At 68.1% G+C, this 20032-nt stretch carries 22 protein-coding genes and 1 pseudogene; 11 read left to right on the top strand and 12 right to left on the bottom strand.

Annotation, left to right across the window (positions count from 1 at the left end; translation table 11 throughout):
* Positions 1-1162: 1162 nt before the first annotated feature.
* From OG883_RS03475 to OG883_RS03465, 3 genes are all read right to left on the bottom strand, one after another.
* Entirely contained in the window at positions 1163-1558 is a 396-nt protein-coding gene (locus OG883_RS03475) for a hypothetical protein (RefSeq protein ID WP_266534782.1), read from the bottom strand.
* Between the two features lie 104 nt (positions 1559-1662).
* The gene (locus tag OG883_RS03470; RefSeq protein WP_323180870.1) at positions 1663-2067 is read right to left on the bottom strand and encodes a recombinase family protein; all 405 of its coding nucleotides are present in this window, start codon (positions 2065-2067) and stop codon (positions 1663-1665) included.
* A 32-nt stretch (positions 2068-2099) separates the two neighbouring features.
* Positions 2100-2477 (bottom strand): hypothetical protein, encoded by a 378-nt coding sequence (locus OG883_RS03465; protein ID WP_266534779.1) that lies wholly within the window; start codon positions 2475-2477, stop codon positions 2100-2102.
* 3 nt (positions 2478-2480) lie between these two features.
* Here OG883_RS03465 and OG883_RS03460 point away from each other — a divergent pair.
* Positions 2481-2635: pseudogene (locus tag OG883_RS03460) on the top strand (DUF4291 family protein); the annotation flags it as partial.
* Between the two features lie 125 nt (positions 2636-2760).
* Here the strand turns inward: OG883_RS03460 and OG883_RS46980 are convergent.
* The 4 genes from OG883_RS46980 to OG883_RS03445 form a co-directional block, all read right to left on the bottom strand.
* On the bottom strand, positions 2761-3540 hold the full coding sequence (locus OG883_RS46980) for an endonuclease domain-containing protein (protein ID WP_353963135.1): 780 nt from the start codon (positions 3538-3540) through the stop codon (positions 2761-2763).
* A gap of 323 nt (positions 3541-3863) precedes the next feature.
* Complete coding sequence (locus OG883_RS03455; protein WP_266534776.1) at positions 3864-4355, bottom strand: lamin tail domain-containing protein; 492 nt, start codon at positions 4353-4355, stop codon at positions 3864-3866.
* Between the two features lie 266 nt (positions 4356-4621).
* Entirely contained in the window at positions 4622-5098 is a 477-nt protein-coding gene (locus OG883_RS03450) for a lamin tail domain-containing protein (protein ID WP_266534772.1), read from the bottom strand.
* Between the two features lie 948 nt (positions 5099-6046).
* Positions 6047-6871, bottom strand: a complete 825-nt coding sequence (locus OG883_RS03445; RefSeq protein WP_266541203.1) for a hypothetical protein — start codon at positions 6869-6871, stop codon at positions 6047-6049.
* Positions 6872-7389: 518 nt separating this feature from the next.
* Between OG883_RS03445 and OG883_RS03440 the strand changes: the two genes are divergently transcribed.
* The 6 genes from OG883_RS03440 to OG883_RS03415 all read left to right on the top strand — a co-directional run bounded on the left by OG883_RS03440 (position 7390) and on the right by OG883_RS03415 (position 12426).
* Positions 7390-7968 (top strand): RNA polymerase sigma factor, encoded by a 579-nt coding sequence (locus OG883_RS03440; protein WP_266534769.1) that lies wholly within the window; start codon positions 7390-7392, stop codon positions 7966-7968.
* Positions 7940-8251, top strand: coding sequence for a hypothetical protein (locus OG883_RS03435; protein ID WP_266534766.1), 312 nt, complete (start codon positions 7940-7942; stop codon positions 8249-8251). The genes OG883_RS03440 and OG883_RS03435 overlap by 29 nt, the downstream gene beginning before the upstream one ends.
* Before the next feature lie 161 nt (positions 8252-8412).
* Positions 8413-9471, top strand: a complete 1059-nt coding sequence (locus tag OG883_RS03430; protein WP_266534763.1) for a vWA domain-containing protein — start codon at positions 8413-8415, stop codon at positions 9469-9471.
* Between the two features lie 302 nt (positions 9472-9773).
* Positions 9774-10193 (top strand): cytidine deaminase, encoded by a 420-nt coding sequence (locus tag OG883_RS03425; protein ID WP_266534760.1) that lies wholly within the window; start codon positions 9774-9776, stop codon positions 10191-10193.
* A gap of 165 nt (positions 10194-10358) precedes the next feature.
* The gene (locus OG883_RS03420) at positions 10359-12020 is read left to right on the top strand and encodes a hypothetical protein (protein ID WP_266541202.1); all 1662 of its coding nucleotides are present in this window, start codon (positions 10359-10361) and stop codon (positions 12018-12020) included.
* Positions 12021-12057: 37 nt separating this feature from the next.
* Positions 12058-12426 (top strand): VOC family protein, encoded by a 369-nt coding sequence (locus OG883_RS03415; protein ID WP_266534757.1) that lies wholly within the window; start codon positions 12058-12060, stop codon positions 12424-12426.
* A 323-nt stretch (positions 12427-12749) separates the two neighbouring features.
* Here the strand turns inward: OG883_RS03415 and OG883_RS03410 are convergent, their stop codons facing one another.
* The gene (locus OG883_RS03410) at positions 12750-13814 is read right to left on the bottom strand and encodes an NAD(P)-dependent alcohol dehydrogenase (protein WP_266534755.1); all 1065 of its coding nucleotides are present in this window, start codon (positions 13812-13814) and stop codon (positions 12750-12752) included.
* 151 nt (positions 13815-13965) lie between these two features.
* Here OG883_RS03410 and OG883_RS03405 point away from each other — a divergent pair, with 151 nt between their 5' ends.
* Genes OG883_RS03405 through OG883_RS03395 form a run of 3 tightly spaced genes read left to right on the top strand, consistent with a single transcriptional unit; the run spans position 13966 to position 15572 of the window.
* Positions 13966-14826 (top strand): helix-turn-helix transcriptional regulator, encoded by an 861-nt coding sequence (locus OG883_RS03405; RefSeq protein WP_266534752.1) that lies wholly within the window; start codon positions 13966-13968, stop codon positions 14824-14826.
* Positions 14827-14859: 33 nt separating this feature from the next.
* Positions 14860-15132, top strand: coding sequence for a hypothetical protein (locus tag OG883_RS03400; RefSeq protein WP_266534749.1), 273 nt, complete (start codon positions 14860-14862; stop codon positions 15130-15132).
* Between the two features lie 14 nt (positions 15133-15146).
* Entirely contained in the window at positions 15147-15572 is a 426-nt protein-coding gene (locus tag OG883_RS03395; RefSeq protein ID WP_266534746.1) for an RDD family protein, read from the top strand.
* 151 nt (positions 15573-15723) lie between these two features.
* On the opposite strand, the gene OG883_RS03390 is transcribed toward OG883_RS03395, so the two are convergent.
* The 3 genes from OG883_RS03390 to OG883_RS03380 form a co-directional block, all read right to left on the bottom strand.
* Positions 15724-15912, bottom strand: coding sequence for a hypothetical protein (locus tag OG883_RS03390; RefSeq protein WP_266534743.1), 189 nt, complete (start codon positions 15910-15912; stop codon positions 15724-15726).
* Positions 15913-16019: 107 nt separating this feature from the next.
* Positions 16020-17288: an Ig-like domain-containing protein gene (locus OG883_RS03385; RefSeq protein WP_266534740.1), complete on the bottom strand. Its 1269-nt coding sequence runs from the start codon at positions 17286-17288 to the stop codon at positions 16020-16022.
* A gap of 233 nt (positions 17289-17521) precedes the next feature.
* Positions 17522-17899 carry a hypothetical protein gene (locus tag OG883_RS03380; protein WP_266534737.1) on the bottom strand — a complete coding sequence of 126 codons (378 nt, stop codon included), beginning with the start codon at positions 17897-17899 and terminating at the stop codon, positions 17522-17524.
* A 108-nt stretch (positions 17900-18007) separates the two neighbouring features.
* Here OG883_RS03380 and OG883_RS03375 point away from each other — a divergent pair, with 108 nt between their 5' ends.
* A complete protein-coding gene (locus OG883_RS03375) occupies positions 18008-18280 on the top strand; it encodes a hypothetical protein (protein ID WP_266534735.1) in 273 nt (90 codons plus the stop codon).
* A gap of 153 nt (positions 18281-18433) precedes the next feature.
* On the opposite strand, the gene hutH is transcribed toward OG883_RS03375, so the two are convergent.
* Positions 18434-19975, bottom strand: coding sequence for a histidine ammonia-lyase (hutH, locus tag OG883_RS03370; RefSeq protein WP_266541200.1), 1542 nt, complete (start codon positions 19973-19975; stop codon positions 18434-18436).
* Positions 19976-20032 lie beyond the last annotated feature (57 nt).

The following is a 20032-nucleotide window of genomic DNA, read 5'->3' as shown; positions in this document are numbered from 1 at the left end:
GCTGGGTCCGGGGGGTTGCTGGGGTTGCTGCCCTTCGCTGCTGTACCGCAACAGCCGTAGACGCTAGGGCGACATCTCGTCTGACATAGAGAGTCGGCGTACCTTGCGCGACGGTCACAGCGGCCTTCCGAGGTGACTATGCGCGTTTCGTGGGCACGAGTAGATAAGAGGTCGTGGCCCCGGCGAGATCGCAGATCCCGTGGCCATTCACGTCAGGCTTGCTCACCAAATACCTGGCCAAACTCGGCAGTCACAGATCTGGAGTATTGAACGACTGCGTCGAGTAGCTTCCGCAATGACGTTGCGTCGAGAACATAGTCGGGAAAGTTTTCCTCATGAAGGGAGCGATCCGGCCGCATCAGACAGAAGAGTGAGGGCTGAAGGTCTCCTGCGGTCGCCCTGGTTGCTGTACTTCGCTGCTGTACAGCACGGCTTACTTCTTACGGCTCTTGCTCGCCTTCTTCTTCCGCTCCGCCTGGCCACGCTTGGTCCACTCCCCTTGGTGCAGGTAGCACCGGGACGTGCCCCTCATCGTCTTGTTCGCACAGCGGCGTCCAGCCGTCGTAGGCCACCCGCACTTACCCTGCTTCCATTCACCCACGATGCCCCCGGGGTAGCACTGCATTTCGCTTCAGGCGTCCTCCAGGTTGGGTGCTTCTCGGCTGTGCCGGGAGAGCGCACAACCGGCGACACGTGGCAGTCCAGGAGCACACCACAGATGCGGCCACTGATGCGAACCGACGCTCTGACATCCCAGCCCTTACGGGCGCACAGTGCCCGGCAGTCGTCCTCCTGCCGCGCGACTCCCAGACCCGCGCCGCCTCGGTCCTGACTGATCCGGCAGTAGATCGCAGCTCGTATGACCATGGGTCACATTGCTACACCTTGGTAGGCACGGGCGTTTCATGCCCGATCGGTGTGGCTCCGGCCGACGACAAGTGAGCGCTGGCCTCACCCCCGAGCTGCTGGCGGGGCTGTGGCGGGAACGGCGACCGTCGGGCCCGCCCGTCGCCCACACCTTCCGCAGTACGTACGCGGACCGCTGGGTGCGCGGAGGTTGCGGAGCAGATAGCGGAGGCCGTACGGAAGGCCGTGGGTTCTCAGGCCCGGTCAGAATGAAAACCCCTATCGGGCCTGTCGGCCACGCCGAAGGTCGTGGGTGTCAGCCCTGAAAGGGCCACAGGGTAACGCTGTCTCTAGCGACGCGGATCTCCACCCAGCCGCCGGCGGTGCCGTCAGGAAACGGCGCGACAAGGTCGAACAGGATCAACGCGTCACCCAGTTCAAGGGTTGCCGCGCAGTCCTCGTCGAGGCCGAGTCGGCCGCGCAGGACAATCAAGTCACCGTCCTGCCAAAGCCCCGGTTCGGCGAGAGCGGTCGACTGCGTGTTGCGTTCCCACTGAAGGTCCTCATTCACAGTCCACTCGACGTGATGTCGGCCGTTCGCCTCCGCCGGGTCACCACACCACACCACCACAGCGCTTCCGACGGGCGAATGAACCCGAACCGTAAGCGGAAGGCGCGGGGCCTGCGCCATCGTCTCCACACTGACCAGCATTTCCCGATCATCCTCCATCACGCGGGTGCGGACCTGAGTCGCAAGATCCGCAGAGACAGCAAACTCACGGACACAGGTACTGGGCACCTGCCTGGACACTGGCGTCAGGCCTGTCCTTCGAGGTGGCGATACAAGGTGGCACGAGAGATCTTGAGTGCCTTGGCGATCGCGCTGACGCTCTCGCCCCTGGCGCGCCTGGCTCGGGCCACCGTGAGTACGTCGTCACTGACTACGGTTGGCCGGCCACCGGTACGGCCCTGCGCCTCGGCCGCTTCGAGTCCTGCCCTTGTTCGGTCCTTGATGAGTGAGCGCTCGAACTCAGCCATGGCCGCGATGATTTGGAAGAACAGGCGCCCGGCGGTCGAGCTCTCAGCGGTCTGCCTGCTGGTCGGCCGCAGGCCGCCAGTGTTCAGCGACCTGACGTACCTGTAATTACGGAGGAGCGAGGCTTGCCGAGCGGAGCGAGGTAGCTGGTGGTGGTGACGTTCCCTATAAGGCGTCGCCGTCACGACCACCACGGTTCATGCAGCCTTCGGCGGCTTCATGTCCCAGCGCCCGTCGACGTACTCGATGTACTCGATCGCGTTCCGGAGCCGTGCCGTACGGTCTCCACGCTCCGGTCGACCTCGGGCGCGTACCGCTGGGCAATCGCCGTGTACGTCCCGCCCTTCGGCTGCTCTCGTAGGATGCGCTCCACCAGATCCCTGTCCCATGGCTTGGCCGGGGGCAGGTTGATGAGCTGGCTCATCCCTTCGCCCGTGCCCTTGGGGGTGTACGTGACAACGAGTACGGGGATGCCCGCCTGACTGATGGGCTTCAGCCTGTCGGTGATCCGCTGTGCCGTGACGGGTGAGGCCCCATCCGCACCGGACGGTAGGGCGCCGGCCACGTTGTCCAGGATGAAGAGATCTGCCTTCATCTCATGGAAGAACCGCGAAGCGGGATGCGGGCGGTCTACGCAGCATCCACGACGATCACCGTCTACCAGGCGTACTCCCCGGACATCGGCCTGCCCGCCGACCGCGAGGGCCGTTTCCCGCCATGTGGAAGCGGGACCGGATGACGTGGATCAAGCCGCGCTCTTGGCTTTTTCCATGACGGCAGACGACAAGGACCAGCAGTCAAGCGCCAGTTCGTGGCGAGCCCCTTGGCGCGAGGCAGGCAGCCGGTACCCAGCGGGCCCGCGTACACAGCGTCAGCCGTCATCCTGCCGGCGCGCGCAAGGCGATACCTACCCAGTGTCGACCGCTTGAGGATCTTCTTTGGACGCCGCCGAGTACATGAAGGGCGTCAGCCAAACTCGTCACGGGACACTGTGCACCACCGGCCCAGGCCGACCATGCTCTTCGGATGTCGCCTGCCGGCACCGGAGGACTGTCGGCAGGCGCGGGGGAAAAGTGGATCGCGATGAAGCGGTCCACGGCATCCGCGTGCCGAGCCCGCCGACGCGCTACGAGGGAGACGTCCTCGTCCACAGCAGCCAAGACTGTCTCGAGTTCCTTCACGCGTTCCTCAGCCGCACTCAATGCCTTGTCAGTCCGTTCGAGTCGATCCATGAGGCGAGCGTCACGGCGATCTCTCAGCACTTCCACGCGCCTGGGCCCCTGATTCCAGGGCTCGGCCAGATGATCTTTCGTGAGGTACTTAATGGCAGCCAACAGTACGTCGATGCTGTCTCTGGCGTTTCCCAGCATCAGATTGCAAGGCTGGCACAGTGCACCTCTGACTATGCCCAACTCGTGGCAATGGTCGATGGCGAATATCCCGGACTCGAATCCGGAATCCGTCGAATTGCAGATCATGCACGCATTGACGCGGCGAACCTCTCGCACCTGCTCTACTGTCAGTCCGTAAATGCTCCCCGACGTCTGCAAAGACTGACCCCTGGTTCTGCATGCTGCTCCGCAGTAACGCGCAGCCCTCCCCTTGGCGTTGATGAGGTATCTCGTCCCGCACTCCACACAGGTTCTTGCCTTGCCCATGAGCTGCTCTACGTACCCTTCCCCACCTGCGTCGTAGACGCCCAAGTGCGCGAGATCCGCCAGTCGTACTCGGCGCCCGACGTGCCCCCAACTCGTGGCTGCATCGTAAGTCCGGTGCCCTGTCGAACCATCCCCCGCGCACTGACGGATCGGCGCAAAGAGGCAGGTCGTGCCCGGGAGGGAACTCACCCCCTGAGTGCCTTCTCAGCGCTCGGAACCAGGAGCGCTCCCTGTGGCGCTCGCCCAAGCCCCGGCAGAGCAGGCAGGAAAGGGTGCTGGCTCCATCGCCTTGCGGGTGATGGAGCCAGCGCCTCTGCTGCGAATCAGTGGAAGGTGATGTAGCCGTTGCCGTCGCGGTCGTTTCCGGTCTTGGTGTAGGAGTGGACGTCGGCGCGGCTGCCGGACGGCTTGTAGAGGTAGATGGTGTCCCGGTCGTTGTTCCACAGGAAGTTGCAGTTGTCGCGGTAGACGACGTTGCCGCTGTCGGAGTCGGCGCCGTTGCCGCCCCGGAGCTTCACATAGTCCCCGGGCTGCAGGTAGTGGTTGGCGGTGAACGTGAACCGGTTGCCGGCGGCGTCCTTGACGACGTATCCGCGGAGGTTGACGGTCGCCGACGACGAATAGTTCTTGATGGTCAGGTACTCGTCGCGGGTGTTGCCGGTGGAGCAGCTGTTGGAGTCCCTGCCGGGTGCGTCGTACTGGATGCCGCGGACTTTGAGCGCGGAGGAGTATTCGGCGGCCTGGGCCGGGCCGGCGGTCAGCGCGGCGAGCGTTCCGGCCACGATGGCGGCGGTTATGACGGCATGGGTACGCAAGGTGAGGTCCCCCCTCAATAGTGCTGATGAGCGGCAGAAACCTACAGACAAGACGAGCCGCTGGTTACGGTTTCAACCTCTAATCCCGGACAGCTTCCGTCGCGGCGCACTGCGGCCGGACAGGGCCGAGTGCCGGGCACGACGGGGCGGTGGAGCTGGTGTGCGCCGGGCAGGTCAAGGCTGCCCGGCGCACACGGTTCACGGGTCCCGGTTCGGCGGAGCGTCTGCTGTCGACGGACAGACGGTCCGGTCACCGGCCGGTTCGGCTAGCGGCGGTGGTGGCGGCCCCACGTCTCGGTGTCGACGGTGCGGCCGCGGTCGTTGCGCAGGGTGGCCTTGTCGGAGCGGTTGTCCCAGACGTAGTGGCGGCGGTCCTGGTAGAGGTCGGTGCGGGTGTCGCGGCCGACGCCGGTGTGGATGCGGACGGTGGCGTGGCGGGCGACGCGGACGTCGTCGAAGCGGTAGCGGTCGCCGTCCCTGTTGCGCAGCGTCCAGCCGTCCAGGTCGACGGCGCGGCGGGTGTTGTTGGTGATCTCGACCCACTCGGCGTTCAGGGAACGGTTGGAGCCGTTGTCGCGTCCGGGGCTGTCCGCCTGCACGCGGCTGATCTCGACCCGCGGCTGCTGACGGTGCCGGTCGCCGTCGTGGGCGGAGGCGGAGGCCGGCAGGGCGACAGCAGAGACGACGGCGCCGGCGGCGAGGACGGTCGCCGCGATGCGGCGGGCGGTCGAAGAAGCAGACATAGGTGATGTCCCTTCAAGAACAGTGCTCCACCAGCCGATACAAGCCGGTGAGGCGGTGCGGGTTCCCGGCCCGTGTGGGCCGAGGACCCAAACTGTGGGGCTTCGGCGGAGCCGGCGGCACGCCAACCAGAGCCGGTTACCGTTTGCGGACATTTCCGTAACTGTCACCTGCACACAGCACGCATATGCGGCAGGCGTGGCCCTGACATTCACTGTCCGCTACACCCACCCGTTGAATGCTCAACAGCAAGCCCTTACGTGCTCCGGCGCACGACCGGTCGCGCCATCCGGCGCACCATCCGGACGGCGGCACCGTTCCTGGTAACTGCCGTTCTGCACGTTTCTTCGCACACCCAAAGCAACTTCGCACACCAGTGCGCGGAAACGGAGCGACTCCTGCAGCGACCGGAGAACTCGCCAGGGCCTTCACCGGCCCGTCTGCCTCAGCCCATGCCGTCAACGCCCAGCAGTCCGGAATGGCTTCGGGTGTCGCTCGTCCAGGCGAATTGCGAACCACGCCCGGGCAACAGCGTCCTGACGGTCATGGAATCTGTTGAACGCACAGCCGTGCCCGACGCATGCCCGACAGGCGGGTAAACCACGGTCGACAGCGGGTGCCCAGGGAGAGCCCAAGGGTTCACCCCCGCACCCGTTGCCGCTGGTCAGGCCGCAGAAAAGACACGGAGGCTCAGGGTCCGCGGCGAAGGCAGCGCCACCCATCCCTGTTGATCGTTAATCCACCACCAACGGGTACACCGCGATCCAGAACACGACCATCCCGAACGCGAACACATCGCTGCCTCATGAGTCGGCGCCGCGCCCTCAGCCCGCTCCGCCCGGAAGAACGTGGTCGTTACGGCCTGGAAGCCGGTGCGCCCGCGTTCACGGCCTCTTTCCTGGCTGCTGACGCGGGAAACGTGGATGTCGGCGGTGGCCGGCCCCTGCCCATCAGTGGCTCGAGCCCTTGATCTGATGATGAGAGGTCTGTTCCCGCGCCCTGCGCCACTGTGACCGAGTCTGCTCGACCACGCTGTCCCACTGCCGGCGGACCTCGTGGTCGGAAGGGCGGTGGCCCCGACGGATCCGGCTGAGTTCGTCTCGTACTTCTCGTCCCAGTGCCGCCGATGCAACCAGGACGAGCATGGCTGCGAAGAGGGCGGAGACCATCGCGAAGACGGCACCGAACACCCCGTAGCGTGCGGCGGAGGAGTTGAAGAGACGCGGCAGATAGATGGTTGCGCCCACTGAATAGGCCGCCGTCAGAACGGCGCCGGTGACGCCGAAGGGAAGCAGGTCCGGCCGGCTGATCCGCTTCGCCGACAGGATCCAGCCGCTCCAGACGAGGAATGCAGCGGTCACCGGTACCGCACACACCGAGGCGGCCAGACCCAGCGCGTCCCCGCCAAGGAGCGCGGAGAGCGACGCGGTGACCACTGCGTAGCCACCGAGGGTGAGGATCCACCACAAGCCGTTGCGCGTGTTGCGCACACTGAGGGGCTTGAGTTCCCATGCCTGTTCGAAGAGTCGCTGCGCGGCTCGCGCGAAACTCAGCACCGAGATCATCAGAAACACGACCCCGAAGATGCCCACGCTCACACTGGTCCCTTCGGCGGGAGAGAACAGCGAGCTGACTGCCGTGGCGCCTGCTCCGGTGAGGCTGTAGCGCTTGATGATCCGCTCTGCGGCGTCATAGTGCACGAAGTTGCTCAACACAGCGCCAAGAAGGATGGAGAGCGGGACCAATGCCGTCAGGGCACTGGACGCCAGGGCCATCGAACGGTCGAAACCCACGATCTTCTGAAACCGGTTGATGACCCGCAACGCGAAGGCAGGCCGCAGCCAGAACGTCAGCGTTCTGACGAGGCGCTCTCGATTGATCCCCGTCGTCCTGCCCTCCGTGAAGATCGGGACCTTTGTGGGCGACGCGAGCCTAACGGACGGTCGCCGGACCGATGAGGGACGACACGAGAAGCAGCACGCCGACCGCGCGCGCCGCCACGGCCGGGACATGGCCCGGCCGCCGGCGCCCGTCGGACTCGCGATCAATCCGCACCGATCGCGAGGTAGCGACGGAGCCCTGTGCCTGTGCTGAAGCTGATGTTGCTCGGTGCGATCAACTTTTCCGGGCGCAGGCCGAATCCTTTCGGCGGGCCCGCGTCTCCTATACATGTGCCGGCAAACGTCGGGACGGGATCAGGAGGTCTTCATGATCACAGGTATCGCCATCGCTGCCGGAGCCGTGTTGCTCTGCACGTGCAGCTACTTCGCCATGCGCAAGCGAAAGCAAGCCCGTGGCTGACTCGTCCTGGCCCGGTGAACAGCTGATCGTCGCCGCCCAGCGCGGCGACGTCGATTCGATCACCGCGTTGGTGTCGGGTTCGCACCCGAACGTGCAGCGATTCGCCCGCTCGCTCTGCGCCACTCCTGAGGATGCCGAGGACGCAGCACAGGAAGCCTTGATCATCCTCTATCGCAAGATCGGGATGCTACGGGCGTCCGGCGCGCTGGCGTCGTGGATGTTTCGCATCGTCCGCAACGAGTGCCTGCGGCGCGCGCGGACGACGCGGGCACACGCACCCCTGCCGGATGCCGCCGTGCGCTCGGCCGAGGAAGTGGTTCTGCAGCGCATCGAAGCGGGCCAGGTGGCGGCCGCCATCGCCGCTCTGCCGGCCGAGCAGCGCCGCGTGCTGATCATGCGGGACATCCAGGGCCACAGCGGACGAATGGTCGCCGAGGCGCTCGGCCTCAGTACCGCCGCGATGAAATCGCGTCTGCACCGCGCCCGCACCGCGGTTCAGCAGTCCCTCCGTGCCACACCCGAACCTGCGCCTGGAGATACCCATGACGACAACCAAAGCCGACGGCCCTGACTTCGCGAGTTCGTCCCTGCCCCGCCACCTGGTCCGGGGCGTGATCGGCTTCGGCAGCCTGATCGGCTCGGTCGCGTTCATCCCGACCGCCGGTCCGGTCAGCCTGCTGCTCCTGCCGGTCGGCGTACTGGCACTGCGCGGCTGCCCGATGTGCTGGACCATCGGCCTGATGCAGACCATCTCGCGGGGCCGCCTGCAGCACACCTGCGAGGACGGCCGGTGCAAGCTGACCGTCGCGGATCGGGACCACGAGGAGCGCCCGAGCGAATCGGTCTCGCTGTAGCGGAGCCGTGGGCTCGGAGCACGGGCGTCTGGCTCTCACCGCTGCCTCCCGCCCGCGGTCTGCCGCGGGGCAGGTGGGTGATCGTCCGTCAAGCTCCGTTGTCAGTGCCTCCCCATAGTGTGAAGGCATCACTCGGGGAGCCTCGGAGAAGGAGCAGAAACGTGTCCGCCAACAAGATCCAGCACAAGGTGAATCACGTCGCGCTGGTAGTGGACTGTTCGGGTTCCATGCATCAGCACCAGAGTCAACTCGTCCGCGTCGTCGACGAGTTCGTGGCGGGCTTGAAGGCCGAGTCGGACAGCCTCGGTCATGAGACCCGGATCAGCCTCTACTCCTTCGACCACAAGGTGGAGAACCTGGTCTGGGACATGGACGTGAAGCATCTGCCGTCCATGCGGGGTCTGTACAAGGTCAACAATGGCGCTACGGCCCTCATCGAAGCCTCTCTGAAGTCCCTGGACGACCTGGGCCACATCTGGGAGGCGTACGGCGAGCACAGCTTCCTCCAGATCGTGGTGACGGACGGCGAGGAGAACGCCTCCGGCGGCGACAGACGACACGACGGCGACATGGCCATCCTCGGCCCCTGGCTCGACAAGATCGCGGCGAAGATGGGTGCGCTTCCGGGGCACTGGACTTCCGCGATCCTCGTTCCGAACTCCCTGGCGAAGCGAACCGCCCAGAACTACGGCTTCCCGGCCGGAAACATCGCCATCTGGGATGCGGATTCCCAAGAGGGTGTCGAGGAAGCGATCGGTACCGTGCGCGCTGCCGCCACCAGCTTCCTCCGTGGCCGCGAGCAGGGCGTGCGCGGCACGAAGAACCTGTTCGCGGTCGGCCAGGACATATCGGTCGACGACGTGCGGGCGAACCTCGAACCGGTCCCGGCCGACAAGTACCGACTCCTGAAGGTCGACACGGAGGTCGAGATTCGATCCTTCGTTGATTCGCATCCGGGCGTGACGTACGAACGCGGGTCGTGCTACTACCAGTTGGGCACCCGGGTTCAGGTTCAGCCCGACAAGGAAGTCATCGTGGTCGAGAAGGACACTGACCGCGCATACACGGGCGACGCGGCACGCAGTCTGCTGTTCGGCACGGGTGTCCAGGGCACCGTCTCCGTGAAGGCGGGGCGCAATCCCAAGTTGGAGGTATACGTGCAGAGCCGTTCGGTGAACAGGAAGCTCAAGCCGAAGACGCGTCTGCTCATCATGCTCTGAAATTCACGAGACGGGCGTAGAGCAGGTGGTCCAGGACCAGTTGCGAAGGGTCGGCCGGTCGTGGACCTCGCCCGATGCCGGTTCCGCGAGCACGGTCGTGCACGGCCTGGCCGCCGTCCTGGCGGAGATCTGCGAGGGAGTTGCCCGCGAGTGCTGCGTCTCCCCGTGTCTCAGTCCGGTGGCCGCGACCTCACCGTGCCACGGCCTCGTCCCCAGTCTGGTGAGCGGCGGCACGCCCGGTCGTCGGCCGATGGTGTACGGGGCTGCGACCTTGGTATGCCTTCTCCGCTCCGCGGCGCGACATGGGTCGTAGGCAAGTAGCCTCGCGTCACGTGACCATTGATCAGGAACTCGTGGACGTCGCGACCCGGCTCGTCGCCACCCGCGCCAAGGGCGACGACCACACCGTGGCCGCCGCCGCCCGCAATCGCGACGGCCGTGTCGTCACCGGGCTGAACGTGTACCACTTCACCGGTGGGCCGTGCGCGGAGCTGGTGGTGATCGGCGCCGCCGCGGGGGAGGGCGCGTACGAACTCACCACCATCGTGGCTGTCGCCGACGACGACCGCGGGGTGCTCTCGCCGTGCGGCCGATGCCGTCAGGTACTTCTCGACTACTTCCCGGAGATCGAGGTCATCGTCGCCACCGAGGAGCACGGTCTGCGGGCCGTCTCCGTACAGGAGCTGCTGCCGTACGGCTACCGTTGCTCCGAGCATCCCTAGCCGACCCCGGGCGCCCTCACGCCGAGAAGCGGATGACCCTCTCCGGGGTGATCCGGACGATCAGCCGCACCTCGTCCTCCTTCTCGGGCGGGGCTCACGGCGGGGCCATGACACCCCACTAGGGTCTGTGCAGTGGGGATCAGCGAGCGGACAGAGACCGTACCGATAGCCGCCGACGAGCGGGACGCGCCACCGTGGTGGCGCGTCCCGTTCGTCGCGACCGCCGTCGTCGTGCCGCTGTACGTCCTGTGGGCGGTCTGGCTCGCCACCGGCGGCGGCGATCTGGCCGCGCAGCTTGCCTGGGCCGGGTTCATGGAGCGGCACCCCACCTCGGCGTACAACCTGTCCTGGTACGGCGGCACCCACACCGCCAACTACAGCCTGCTGACTCCTCCGCTGATGGCCCTCTTCGGCGTACGGGCGGTGTCCGTGTTCGCCGGTCTCGCCGGGACGTGGTTGCTGGCCTGCGTGTTCGTACGCAGCGGGGTGCGGCGGCCGGTGTGGCCGGCGCTGGCCGGGGCGGCGGCGCTCTGGTGCAATGTCGCCTCCGGTCGTACGACGTTCGCGCTGGGTGTCGCGATCGGGCTGCTCGCCGTACTGGCCCTGCTGTTCCTGCGCGGGACCGTTGTCGCGGTGGTGTGCGCGGCGCTCGCGACCATGGCCAGTCCGGTCGCCGGGCTCTTCCTGGTGGTGGCGGGGGCCGCCTATGCGCTGGACCGGCGGTGGCGGAAGGGGGCCGCGCTCGTGCTGCCGCCGTTCGTCGTGGTGGCGGCGGTGACGCTGCTCTTCCCGTTCCAGGGCGAACAGCCGATGGCGTCCGGAAAGTTGGGGCTGCCGCTGGTCGTCTCCGCCGCCGTGGCCGCCGCCGCGCCGCGCGGGCGCGCGTGGCGGGTCGTGCGGTACGGCGCCGGGGTGTACGGCGTCGGGGTCGTCCTGACCTATCTCATCGCCTCGCCCATCGGCACGAATGTTGAGCGGCTGGTGGGGCTCGTGGGGCCGCCGGTGCTGCTCGCGGCGGTGCTGGCGGGCGGCGGCAGCCTGGCCGGACTCCCACGGACCGGACTCCCACGGGCGGGACTCCGGGGGGCGGGGCTCCGCCGGGCCTGTCTCCGGTGGGGCGTCCTCCAGCAGGCCGTCCTCGTGGGCGCCCTGGCCCTGAACGCGTACTGGCTGGTCGACAAGACGGAGGACGACCTGGTCGTCTCCAACGACGTGCCGTCGTGGGCCGCGCACACGGACGGTGTCGTACGGGAGTTGGAGCGGCTGGGCGCCGACCGTACGCGGGTCGAGGTCGTCCCGGCCCGCAATCACCGCGAGGCGACCGTCCTCGCCCCGCACATCAACATGGCGCGCGGCTGGAACCGCCAGCTGGATGTGGAGCGGGGGCGGCTCTTCTACGACGGGTCGCTGACCCTGGCGACGTACCGCAAGTGGCTGGACCACTGGGCGGTGGGCCTGGTGGTGCTGCACCACGGGCGACCGGACGGGCCGGCCGAGGGCGAGGCGGCGATCGTGCGGGGTGGGCCGGACTGGCTGGAGCCGGTCTGGCACGACGACGGCTGGACGATCTACCGGGTGCGGGACGCGGTTCCGCTGGCCGCCGCACCGGCGACGGTGGTGCGCGGCAGCGACGCCGACCTGGTGGTCCGGATGCCGACGGCCGGTTCGGTGACGGTGCGGGTGGCGTACTCGCCGTGGCTGCGGGCGGAGGGGGCATGCGTGTCGCAGGAGGGTGAGTGGACGCGGCTGACGGTGCCCCGGGCGGGCGAGTACCGGCTGGACTCGCCCTACCGGCTGGTGCGCCCGTCCGGTGGCTCGGGCTGCTGAAGGGCCGTTGTCAGTGGCGTGTGTCACGCTCGGGCACATGATTGACCACATCTCGGTACAGGTGGACGACCCGGCGGCCAGTGCCGCCTTCTACGACCGTGTGCTGACCCCGCTCGGCGGCAAACGGCTGCTCGACTTCGGGGACGTGATCGGTTACGGCACGACGCAGCCGACCTTCTGGATCGGCCCGGTGACAACGGAAGGGCGGGCGCGTGAGGTGCACATCGCCTTCACGGCGGCCGACCGCGAGGGGGTGAGAGCGTTCCACGCGGCGGCCGTCGCGGCAGGGGCGGAGGTGCTGCACGAGCCGCGCGTATGGCCGGAGTACCACCCGTCCTACTACGGCGCGTTCGTCAGGGACCTGGACGGGAACAACGTGGAGGCGGTCTGCCACGTGGCGGAGTGAGCGCGCGGCCGGCCGTAGCCGGTCGTCCCCGTACATACGGCGGTGCTCACACGGGCCGGGCAAGTCTTCCGCGCCAGTCGTACCACCGGGCAGGATCCGGATTCGGCAGCCCTCGGCGCGGTAGCGGTCCCCCATGGCTGACGGTGGTGTACGTACTGATGCCCCGGCTGCGGCGGATCCGCGCGAAGCAGACCCGCCGCAAACCGGGGCGAGGCGGCACCGGGGCGGGCGGGGCACCCGGACTCCGGGGCTCCGGGGCGGGGCGACGGAGGCCACCTGGGCAACCCGGGCAACAGCGGCGCCCGGGGTGCCGCCGTCCCGCGTCAGATCGTGGCGGCGTCGATGACGAAGCGGTAGCGGACGTCGCTCGCGAGCACCCGCTCGTACGCCTCGTTGATCCGGTCCGCGCTGATCAGTTCGATCTCCGCGCCCAGACCGTGCTCCGCGCAGAAGTCGAGCATCTCCTGGGTCTCCCGGATGCCGCCGATCCCCGAGCCCGCGAGGGTCTTGCGGCCGCCGATGACGGAGAACAGGTTCAGCGAGACGGGCTCCTCGGGCGCGCCCACGTTCACGAAGGCACCGTCGGTCTTCAGCAGGCGCAGATAGGCGTCCAGCGGGAGCGGCGCGGACACGGTGGAGACGATCAGATCGAAGGTGCCGGCCAGCTCCTCGAAGGTCGCCTCGTCGCTGGTGGCGTAGTAGTGGTCGGCGCCCAGCTTCAGCCCGTCGTCCTTCTTGCGCAGCGACTGGCTGAGCACGGTCACCTCGGCCCCCAGCGCGTGAGCGATCTTGACGCCCATGTGGCCGAGGCCGCCCAGGCCGACGATCGCCACGCGCTTGCCGGGGCCCGCCTGCCAGTGGGCGAGCGGCGAGTAGAGGGTGATGCCGGCGCACAGCAGCGGGGCGGCGACATCCAGCGACAGACCGTCGGGGATGCGGAGCGTGAACGCCTCGTCGACGACGATATGGGTGGAGTAGCCGCCGTACGTCGGCTCGCCGTTCTTGTCGAGCGCGTTGTACGTCCCGACCATGCCGGCGCCCAGGCAGTACTGCTCCAGGCCGGCCTTGCAGTTGTCGCACTCGCGGCAGGAGTCGACCATGCAGCCGACGCCCACCCGGTCACCGACGGCGAACGTGGTCACACCGGGGCCGACCTCGGCGACGATCCCCGCGATCTCGTGGCCCGGCACCATCGGGAAGATGCCCTCGCCCCAGCCGTCGCGGGCCTGGTGGATGTCGGAGTGGCAGATACCGGCGTACTTGATCTCGATGAGGACGTCGTGCTCGCCGACCGGGCGGCGCGGGACGGTGGTCCGCTCCAGCGGAGCCTTGGCGGCGGGAGCGGCGTATGCAGCGTAGGCGGCGTATGCGGAAACGGTGGTCGTCATGACACCGAGCCTGCGGCTGTTTCCGCAGGTCACCCAGGCCTCTGTTGTACCTACGCCCAGCATGCGTACTACTGGCAGGGACAGGCTGGCGGGCATACGACCGCCTCCCGGACCCGCCGGGGACACGTGCCGGCCGGTAATACTGGCTGTCATGGACCAGCGCGCCGAACTCAGCGAATTCCTCCGTTCCCGCCGCGGCAGGCTGCAGCCGGAGGACGTCGGTCTGCCCCATTTCGGCCGCCACCGCCGCGTCCCCGGGCTGCGCCGCGAGGAGCTGGCGCAGCTCGCCGGGGTCTCGGTCGCGTACTACACGCGTCTCGAGCAGGGCAACAGCCGCAATGTGTCCACTGCGGTGCTCGACGCGATCGCGCGGGCGCTGCGGCTGTCCGACGCGGAGCGTGACCACCTCACCCATCTCGCCAAGCCGACGCAGAAGAAGCACCGGCGCATGGGACGTCCGCAGCAGTTGCGGCCCGCGCTGCAGCAGCTGATCGACGCGATGGACGGGGTGCCCGCGTACGTCATCGGACGGCGGCTGGACATCCTCGGCTGGAACCGCATGGCCCGCGCGCTGCTCGGCGACTTCGCCGCGCTGCCGCCGCAGGAGCGGAACATGGCCAGGCTGGTCTTCCTCGACCCCAACGCCCCCGATCTGTACGTCGACTGGCAGTGCAAGGCGACGGAGGTGGTGAGCCTGCTGCGGATGTACGCGGGCTGCTCCGCCGACGATCCGCAGCTGCCGGGCCTCGTCGGCGAACTGTCGGTCAGGAGCGAGGAGTTCCGTACGCTCTGGGCGGCGCACACGGTCTCGGAGAAGGGCCACGGAGCCAAGCGGCTGCGCCATCCGCTGGTGGGCGAGATGACACTGTCGTACGAGACGCTGAGGCTTCCTGACGACCACGATCTGTCGCTGGTGGCCTATCACGCGGAACCGGGTACGCGGTCGGCCGAGTCACTGCGGCTGCTGGCCGACTGGGGTGTGAGCGAGATGGCGGACGCCGACGCTGAGTGACCGGCTGTCAGGGGCATGGTGAATGATACGAACATGAATACGCCACCGGGGAACCAGACTTACCGGCCACAGCCACCGGTGGCGGCAGGACAGGCGGACCCGCCGCCACAGTACGGACAGCAGCAGTACGGGCAACATCCGTACGGACAGCAGCAGTACGGGCAACATCCGTACGGACAGCAGCAGTACGGGCTACATCCGTACGGACAGCAGCAGTACGGACAGCATCCGTACGGGCAACAGCAGTACGCCCCACCCCCGTACACACAGCGCCGGGTGCCGGGCCGGGCCGGGCCGGGGACCTGAGGCGCTATGCCGCCGTGGCCATCGACTGCTGCCTCGCCTGGTCCGTCCTGTGGCTGTTGCTGGACAAGGTCGCCGAGAAGACCGAAGGCGCTGACCGCACCCTCGTGGCTTTCGGTACCGTCCTGGCGGCCTCGTTCTTCAACCAGGTCGTGCTGACCCTGCTGTTCCGGGCGAGCGTGGGCAAGCTGATCACGGGCATCCGTGTGATCCGTGCGGTGGACGGCGGGCGCCCGCGGTTCTGGCGGACGGTGTGGCGCTGGCTCTCCGGGCTGTGCTGGGTGCCGTTGCAGCCCTGGTACTGGCTGCGCTCGCTCTACCGGGAGATATTCGGCCGCGGCCAGGCGCGCGGCACCGTCCGGGACAACGACGACGGCGAGCTCTACGACGCCGATCTCGCCGGCCTGCGCTGTGCACGCCGCAAGGACCTCCGGAACGCTTAGAGCCTGGCCTGGAACACGCGGTGGGGCGCTCGCGCCGGTGGCCGAGGCGCTCGTTGACGGTCGGCATCGGGGCCGTTGTCGTCGGCGACCGTGGTGGCGGTCTCACGTACGCCGGGGTGCAGGGCGCTCACCGTCCCCAGCATGTGCCGCTTCACGGCACTGCCGAGACCGTGGCCCCGGTGGGCCGGGGCGAGGCCGTGTCGTACTGGATGGCGCGCACGTCCGACGGGTCGCGCAGCACGAGTTCGGTGTACGCGGCGACGGAGTCACCCTCGCCCACCACATCGTCGCCCGCGTCGTTGCCCACGGTGCGCGGCGAGATGAGCTGAGTGATCGTCACGTCGGGGACGGTACGTCCCGCCAACTGCACCTGGGGTAACGGGTCGGCCTGTACGGCAGAAGGCGGCGGCACCCCTGGGTGCCGCCGCCTTCTGCCGTACAGGGAAATCAGGCCGCGGAACCGGCCTTCCACTCCGCCCAGCTCAGGTTCCAGCCGTTCAGGCCGTTGTCCGGCTTGACGGTGGTGTCCTTGGAGTTCTTCACGACGACCACGTCACCGACGATCGAGCTGTTGAAGAACCAGGCGCCGGGCTGGTTCGGGTCGTTCGCGCCCTTGGCGTCGTTGAGACCCACACAGCCGTGGCTGGTGTTGGCGCTGCCGAAGATCGAGTCGGCGCCCCAGTAGTTGCCGTGGATGAACGTGCCCGACGTGGACAGCCGCATGGCGTGCGGGACGTCCTTGATGTCGTACTCGCCCTTGCCGTCGTCGTCCGTGAAGCCGACCGTCGCACCGTTCATCCGGGTCTCCTTGAACTTCTCGGAGATCACCATCTGACCGTTGTAGGTCGGGGTGTCCGGGGCGCCTGCGGAGATCGGGATGGTCTTGACCGTCTTGCCGTCCTGGGTGACCGTCATGGTCTTGGCGGCGGCGTCGACGGTGGACACCTGGTTGCGGCCGATCTTGAAGGTGACCGTCTTCTGCTGGACTCCGAAGACGCCCTCGGCACCCTCGACGCCGTCCAGATCCAGCTTCAGCGTGACGGTCGAGCCCTCCTGCCAGTACTGGTCGGGGCGGAAGTCCAGTCGCTGCCCGTTGAACCAGTGGCCGACGACCTCCTGGCCGCTGCTCGACGTCACAGAGATCTTGGACTGGACGGCCTTCTTGTCGGTGATCGCCTTGTTGAAGTTGATCGATACCGGCATGCCGACGCCGACGGTGGAGCCGTCCTCCGGCGTGAAGTTGCCGATGAAACTGTTGTCGGGCGAGACGGTGGTGAAGGAGGAGTTCTCGTGGGCCTCCATGCCCGCGGAATCCTTGGCCGTGGCGGCGATCTTGTACGTGGTGGAGCGCTCGAGCTGTGCGTCCGGCTTCCAGCTCTTGCCGTCGGCGGCCAGGGTGCCCTTGACGCTCGCGCCGTCGGCCGTGGTCATGACGACCTCGGTCAGCGTGCCGTCACTGACGGTAACCTTGGCGTCGTTGTTGATGCTGGCGTTGGTCGAGCCGTTCTTCGGCGAGATCGCTATTCGGGCCTTCGACTCGGCCTTCGCTGCCGCCTCGTCGACCTGGGCCTGCGACTTCTTCGAGCTGTCGGCGCCGTTGCCGCCCTCGTCCCCGTCGCCGCTGCAGGCCGACATCACCAGGACTCCGCCGAGCACCGCGGACGCGACCATCAGACCTCGGCGCCGCTTGCTGTCCGTCATCACACGCTTCTCCATCGTCGCCGATTCCCCTGACCAACTGCTTGGACAACGCCCATAACGGGTCATCCGGTTCCATATCCGCAAAGGATGTGGGGCACGCCACTCATGGCACACCGCCCACCGACACGTTCGACGCAGCCAACGGCTCCGCCGGTTGCACAGAACGCCGCAGAAAGCAGCACGTGTGCGGCCGGGCCCCGGTCCGCCTACCCGGCAACCCGGGGCCCGAAGCCCGTCACATTCCCGAGCTACGGCCGCCCGACGCCGCCGACGCCGACGTTGCCGTCGTCCTCGTCCTCGTCTGCGTCCTCATCTCCATCTTCCTCGTCCAGGTCCCACTCCTCCGCATCGGGGTCGTACTCGATCTGCTCACTGCTCCAGGAAGCCTGGGTCAGCTCGACCCCCGGCATCTCGCTGACCAGGTCGAAGGGGTCCACGAGGTAGGCGATGGCCTCCGCCTCGTCCTCGCGGACCGCGGACTGTGCGTGCGTCCGCTCCTCGTCCGGCATGGACTCGTCCGCCGCGATGCGGTCGAGGGCGGCGCCGGTCAGTTCGCCAGTGTCCTCGATCTCCAGTACCAATTCCACCCGTAGCCGCACAAACCGTGATGTCTCAGAAGTGGTCATACGACGGAGCGTAGGCCTCGGGACCCCGCGGCTTTCCCACGACCCGCTACTTTCACTAGCATCAGCGCACCCGGCCAATTCGATGATGCCTCAAGGGGGATCGAGTCCGTGTCCGTCGCACGTCGACCGCTGCTGACCGCCACTGCCGCAGGGAGTCTGCTCTGTGCGCTGTGGTTCGTTCCTTCGGCGAATGCCACCGCCGAGAGAGAGGCCACGCAGAGCCGGCAGACCGGCGCCGAAGCGTCGTCCCAGGAGCTGACCCTCGCCCGGACGGGCAGCGTGGACACCACGCCGTATCTGGTCGGCGGGACGGCGTTCCTGGGGATCGGTGCGGGCTTCGTGGCGTACTCGGTGCGCCGACGCGACGCTCTGCAGATGTGACACTCGCGCAAGGGCACCGGCGCAAGGGGTACCCGCGCATGAGCCACCCGCGCATGGGCCACCCGTGCACGGGGCACGTACGCAGGGGCCACCCGCGCACAGGGGAAAGGGCCGCCCCGCGCTGTGCGGAGCGACCCTCGGGGCAGCTGTCCCCTAGGCCAGCGGGCCGGTCACCGGCTCCACGGCCTCGATGAGCTTTCCGTCCCGTACGAACGTGTCGGCGGCCTCCAGGTCGGGCGCGAGGAAGCGGTCCGGACCCGGGCCCTCGACGCCCGCCGCGCGCAGCGCAGCGATGGCTGCCTGCGAGGCGGGCGCGGGGGTCAGACCGCGCCGGAGCTCTATGGCGCGGGTCGAGGCGTAGAGCTCGACGGCGATGATCCGGCCCAGGTTGGCGACGGCGGTACGCAGCTTCCGCGCGGCCGACCAGCCCATGGAGACATGGTCCTCCTGCATCGCGGAGGACGGAATCGAGTCGGCGGAAGCCGGGACGGCCAGCCGCTTCATCTCGCTGACCAGCGCGGCCTGCGTGTACTGGGCGATCATCAGGCCCGAGTCCACACCGGCGTCGTCGGCGAGGAAGGGCGGCAGACCGTGCGAGCGGTTCTTGTCGAGCAGCCGGTCGGTGCGGCGCTCGGCGATGGAGCCTAGGTCGGCGGCGACGATGGCGAGGAAGTCGAGCACGTACGCGACGGGGGCGCCGTGGAAGTTGCCGTTGGACTCCACGCGGCCGTCGGGCAGTACGACCGGGTTGTCGACGGCCGAGGCGAGCTCGCGGTCGGCCACGAGGCGGGCATGGGCGAGGGTGTCCCGCCCGGCGCCGGCGACCTGGGGGGCGCAGCGCACGGAGTACGCGTCCTGGACGCGGGGGGCCTCCTCCTCCTGGAAGTGACCGGTGAGCCCGGAGCCCTTGAGTACGGCGCTCATATTGGCGGCGGAGACGCCCTGGCCGGGGTGCGGGCGGATGGCGTGCAGCTCGGGGGCGAGGACCTTGTCCGTGCCGAGCAGCGCCTCGAGGCTGAGGGCGGCCGTGATGTCGGCGGAGATGTACAGGCGCTGGAGGTCGGCGAGGGCCATGACCAGCATGCCGAGCATGCCGTCGGTGCCGTTCAGGAGGGCGAGACCCTCCTTCTCACGGAGTTCGACGGGCGCGATGCCGTGCTCGGCGAGCAGCTCCCCGGCGGGCCGCACCTGGCCGTCGGGGCCCTCGGCGTCACCCTCACCCATCAGCGTCAGCGCGCAGTGGGAGAGCGGGGCGAGGTCGCCGGAGCAGCCGAGCGAGCCGTACTCGTGCACGACGGGGGTGATCCCCGCGTTCAGCACGTCGGCCATGGTCTGCGCGACCTCGGGCCGCACCCCGGTGTGGCCGGAGCAGACAGTCTTCAGGCGCAGGAACATCAGCGCGCGGACGACCTCGCGTTCGACGCGCGGCCCCATGCCGGCGGCGTGCGAGCGCACGATGTTGCGCTGCAGCTGGGCACGGAGTTCAGGGCTGATGTGACGGCTGGCGAGGGCGCCGAATCCGGTCGAGACGCCGTACACGGGCTCGGGCTTGGCGGCCAGCGCGTCCACGATCCCCCGGGCTGCGGCGAGGGCGGCGACGGCCTCGTCGGAGAGCTCGATCCGGGCGCCCGCGCGGGCCACGGCGATGACGTCTTCGGCGGTGGTACCGGACGTCCCCACCACGACTGTGTGCATATCCATATTCAGGAGCGTACGGACTGAATCCCAACCTGTCACTAGCAGTGGCGCGGT

Source organism: Streptomyces sp. NBC_01142, assembly GCF_026341125.1.
In the GTDB taxonomy this organism is placed as follows: Bacteria; Actinomycetota; Actinomycetes; order Streptomycetales; family Streptomycetaceae; genus Streptomyces.
This window is presented reverse-complemented; position numbering and strand designations above follow the sequence as displayed.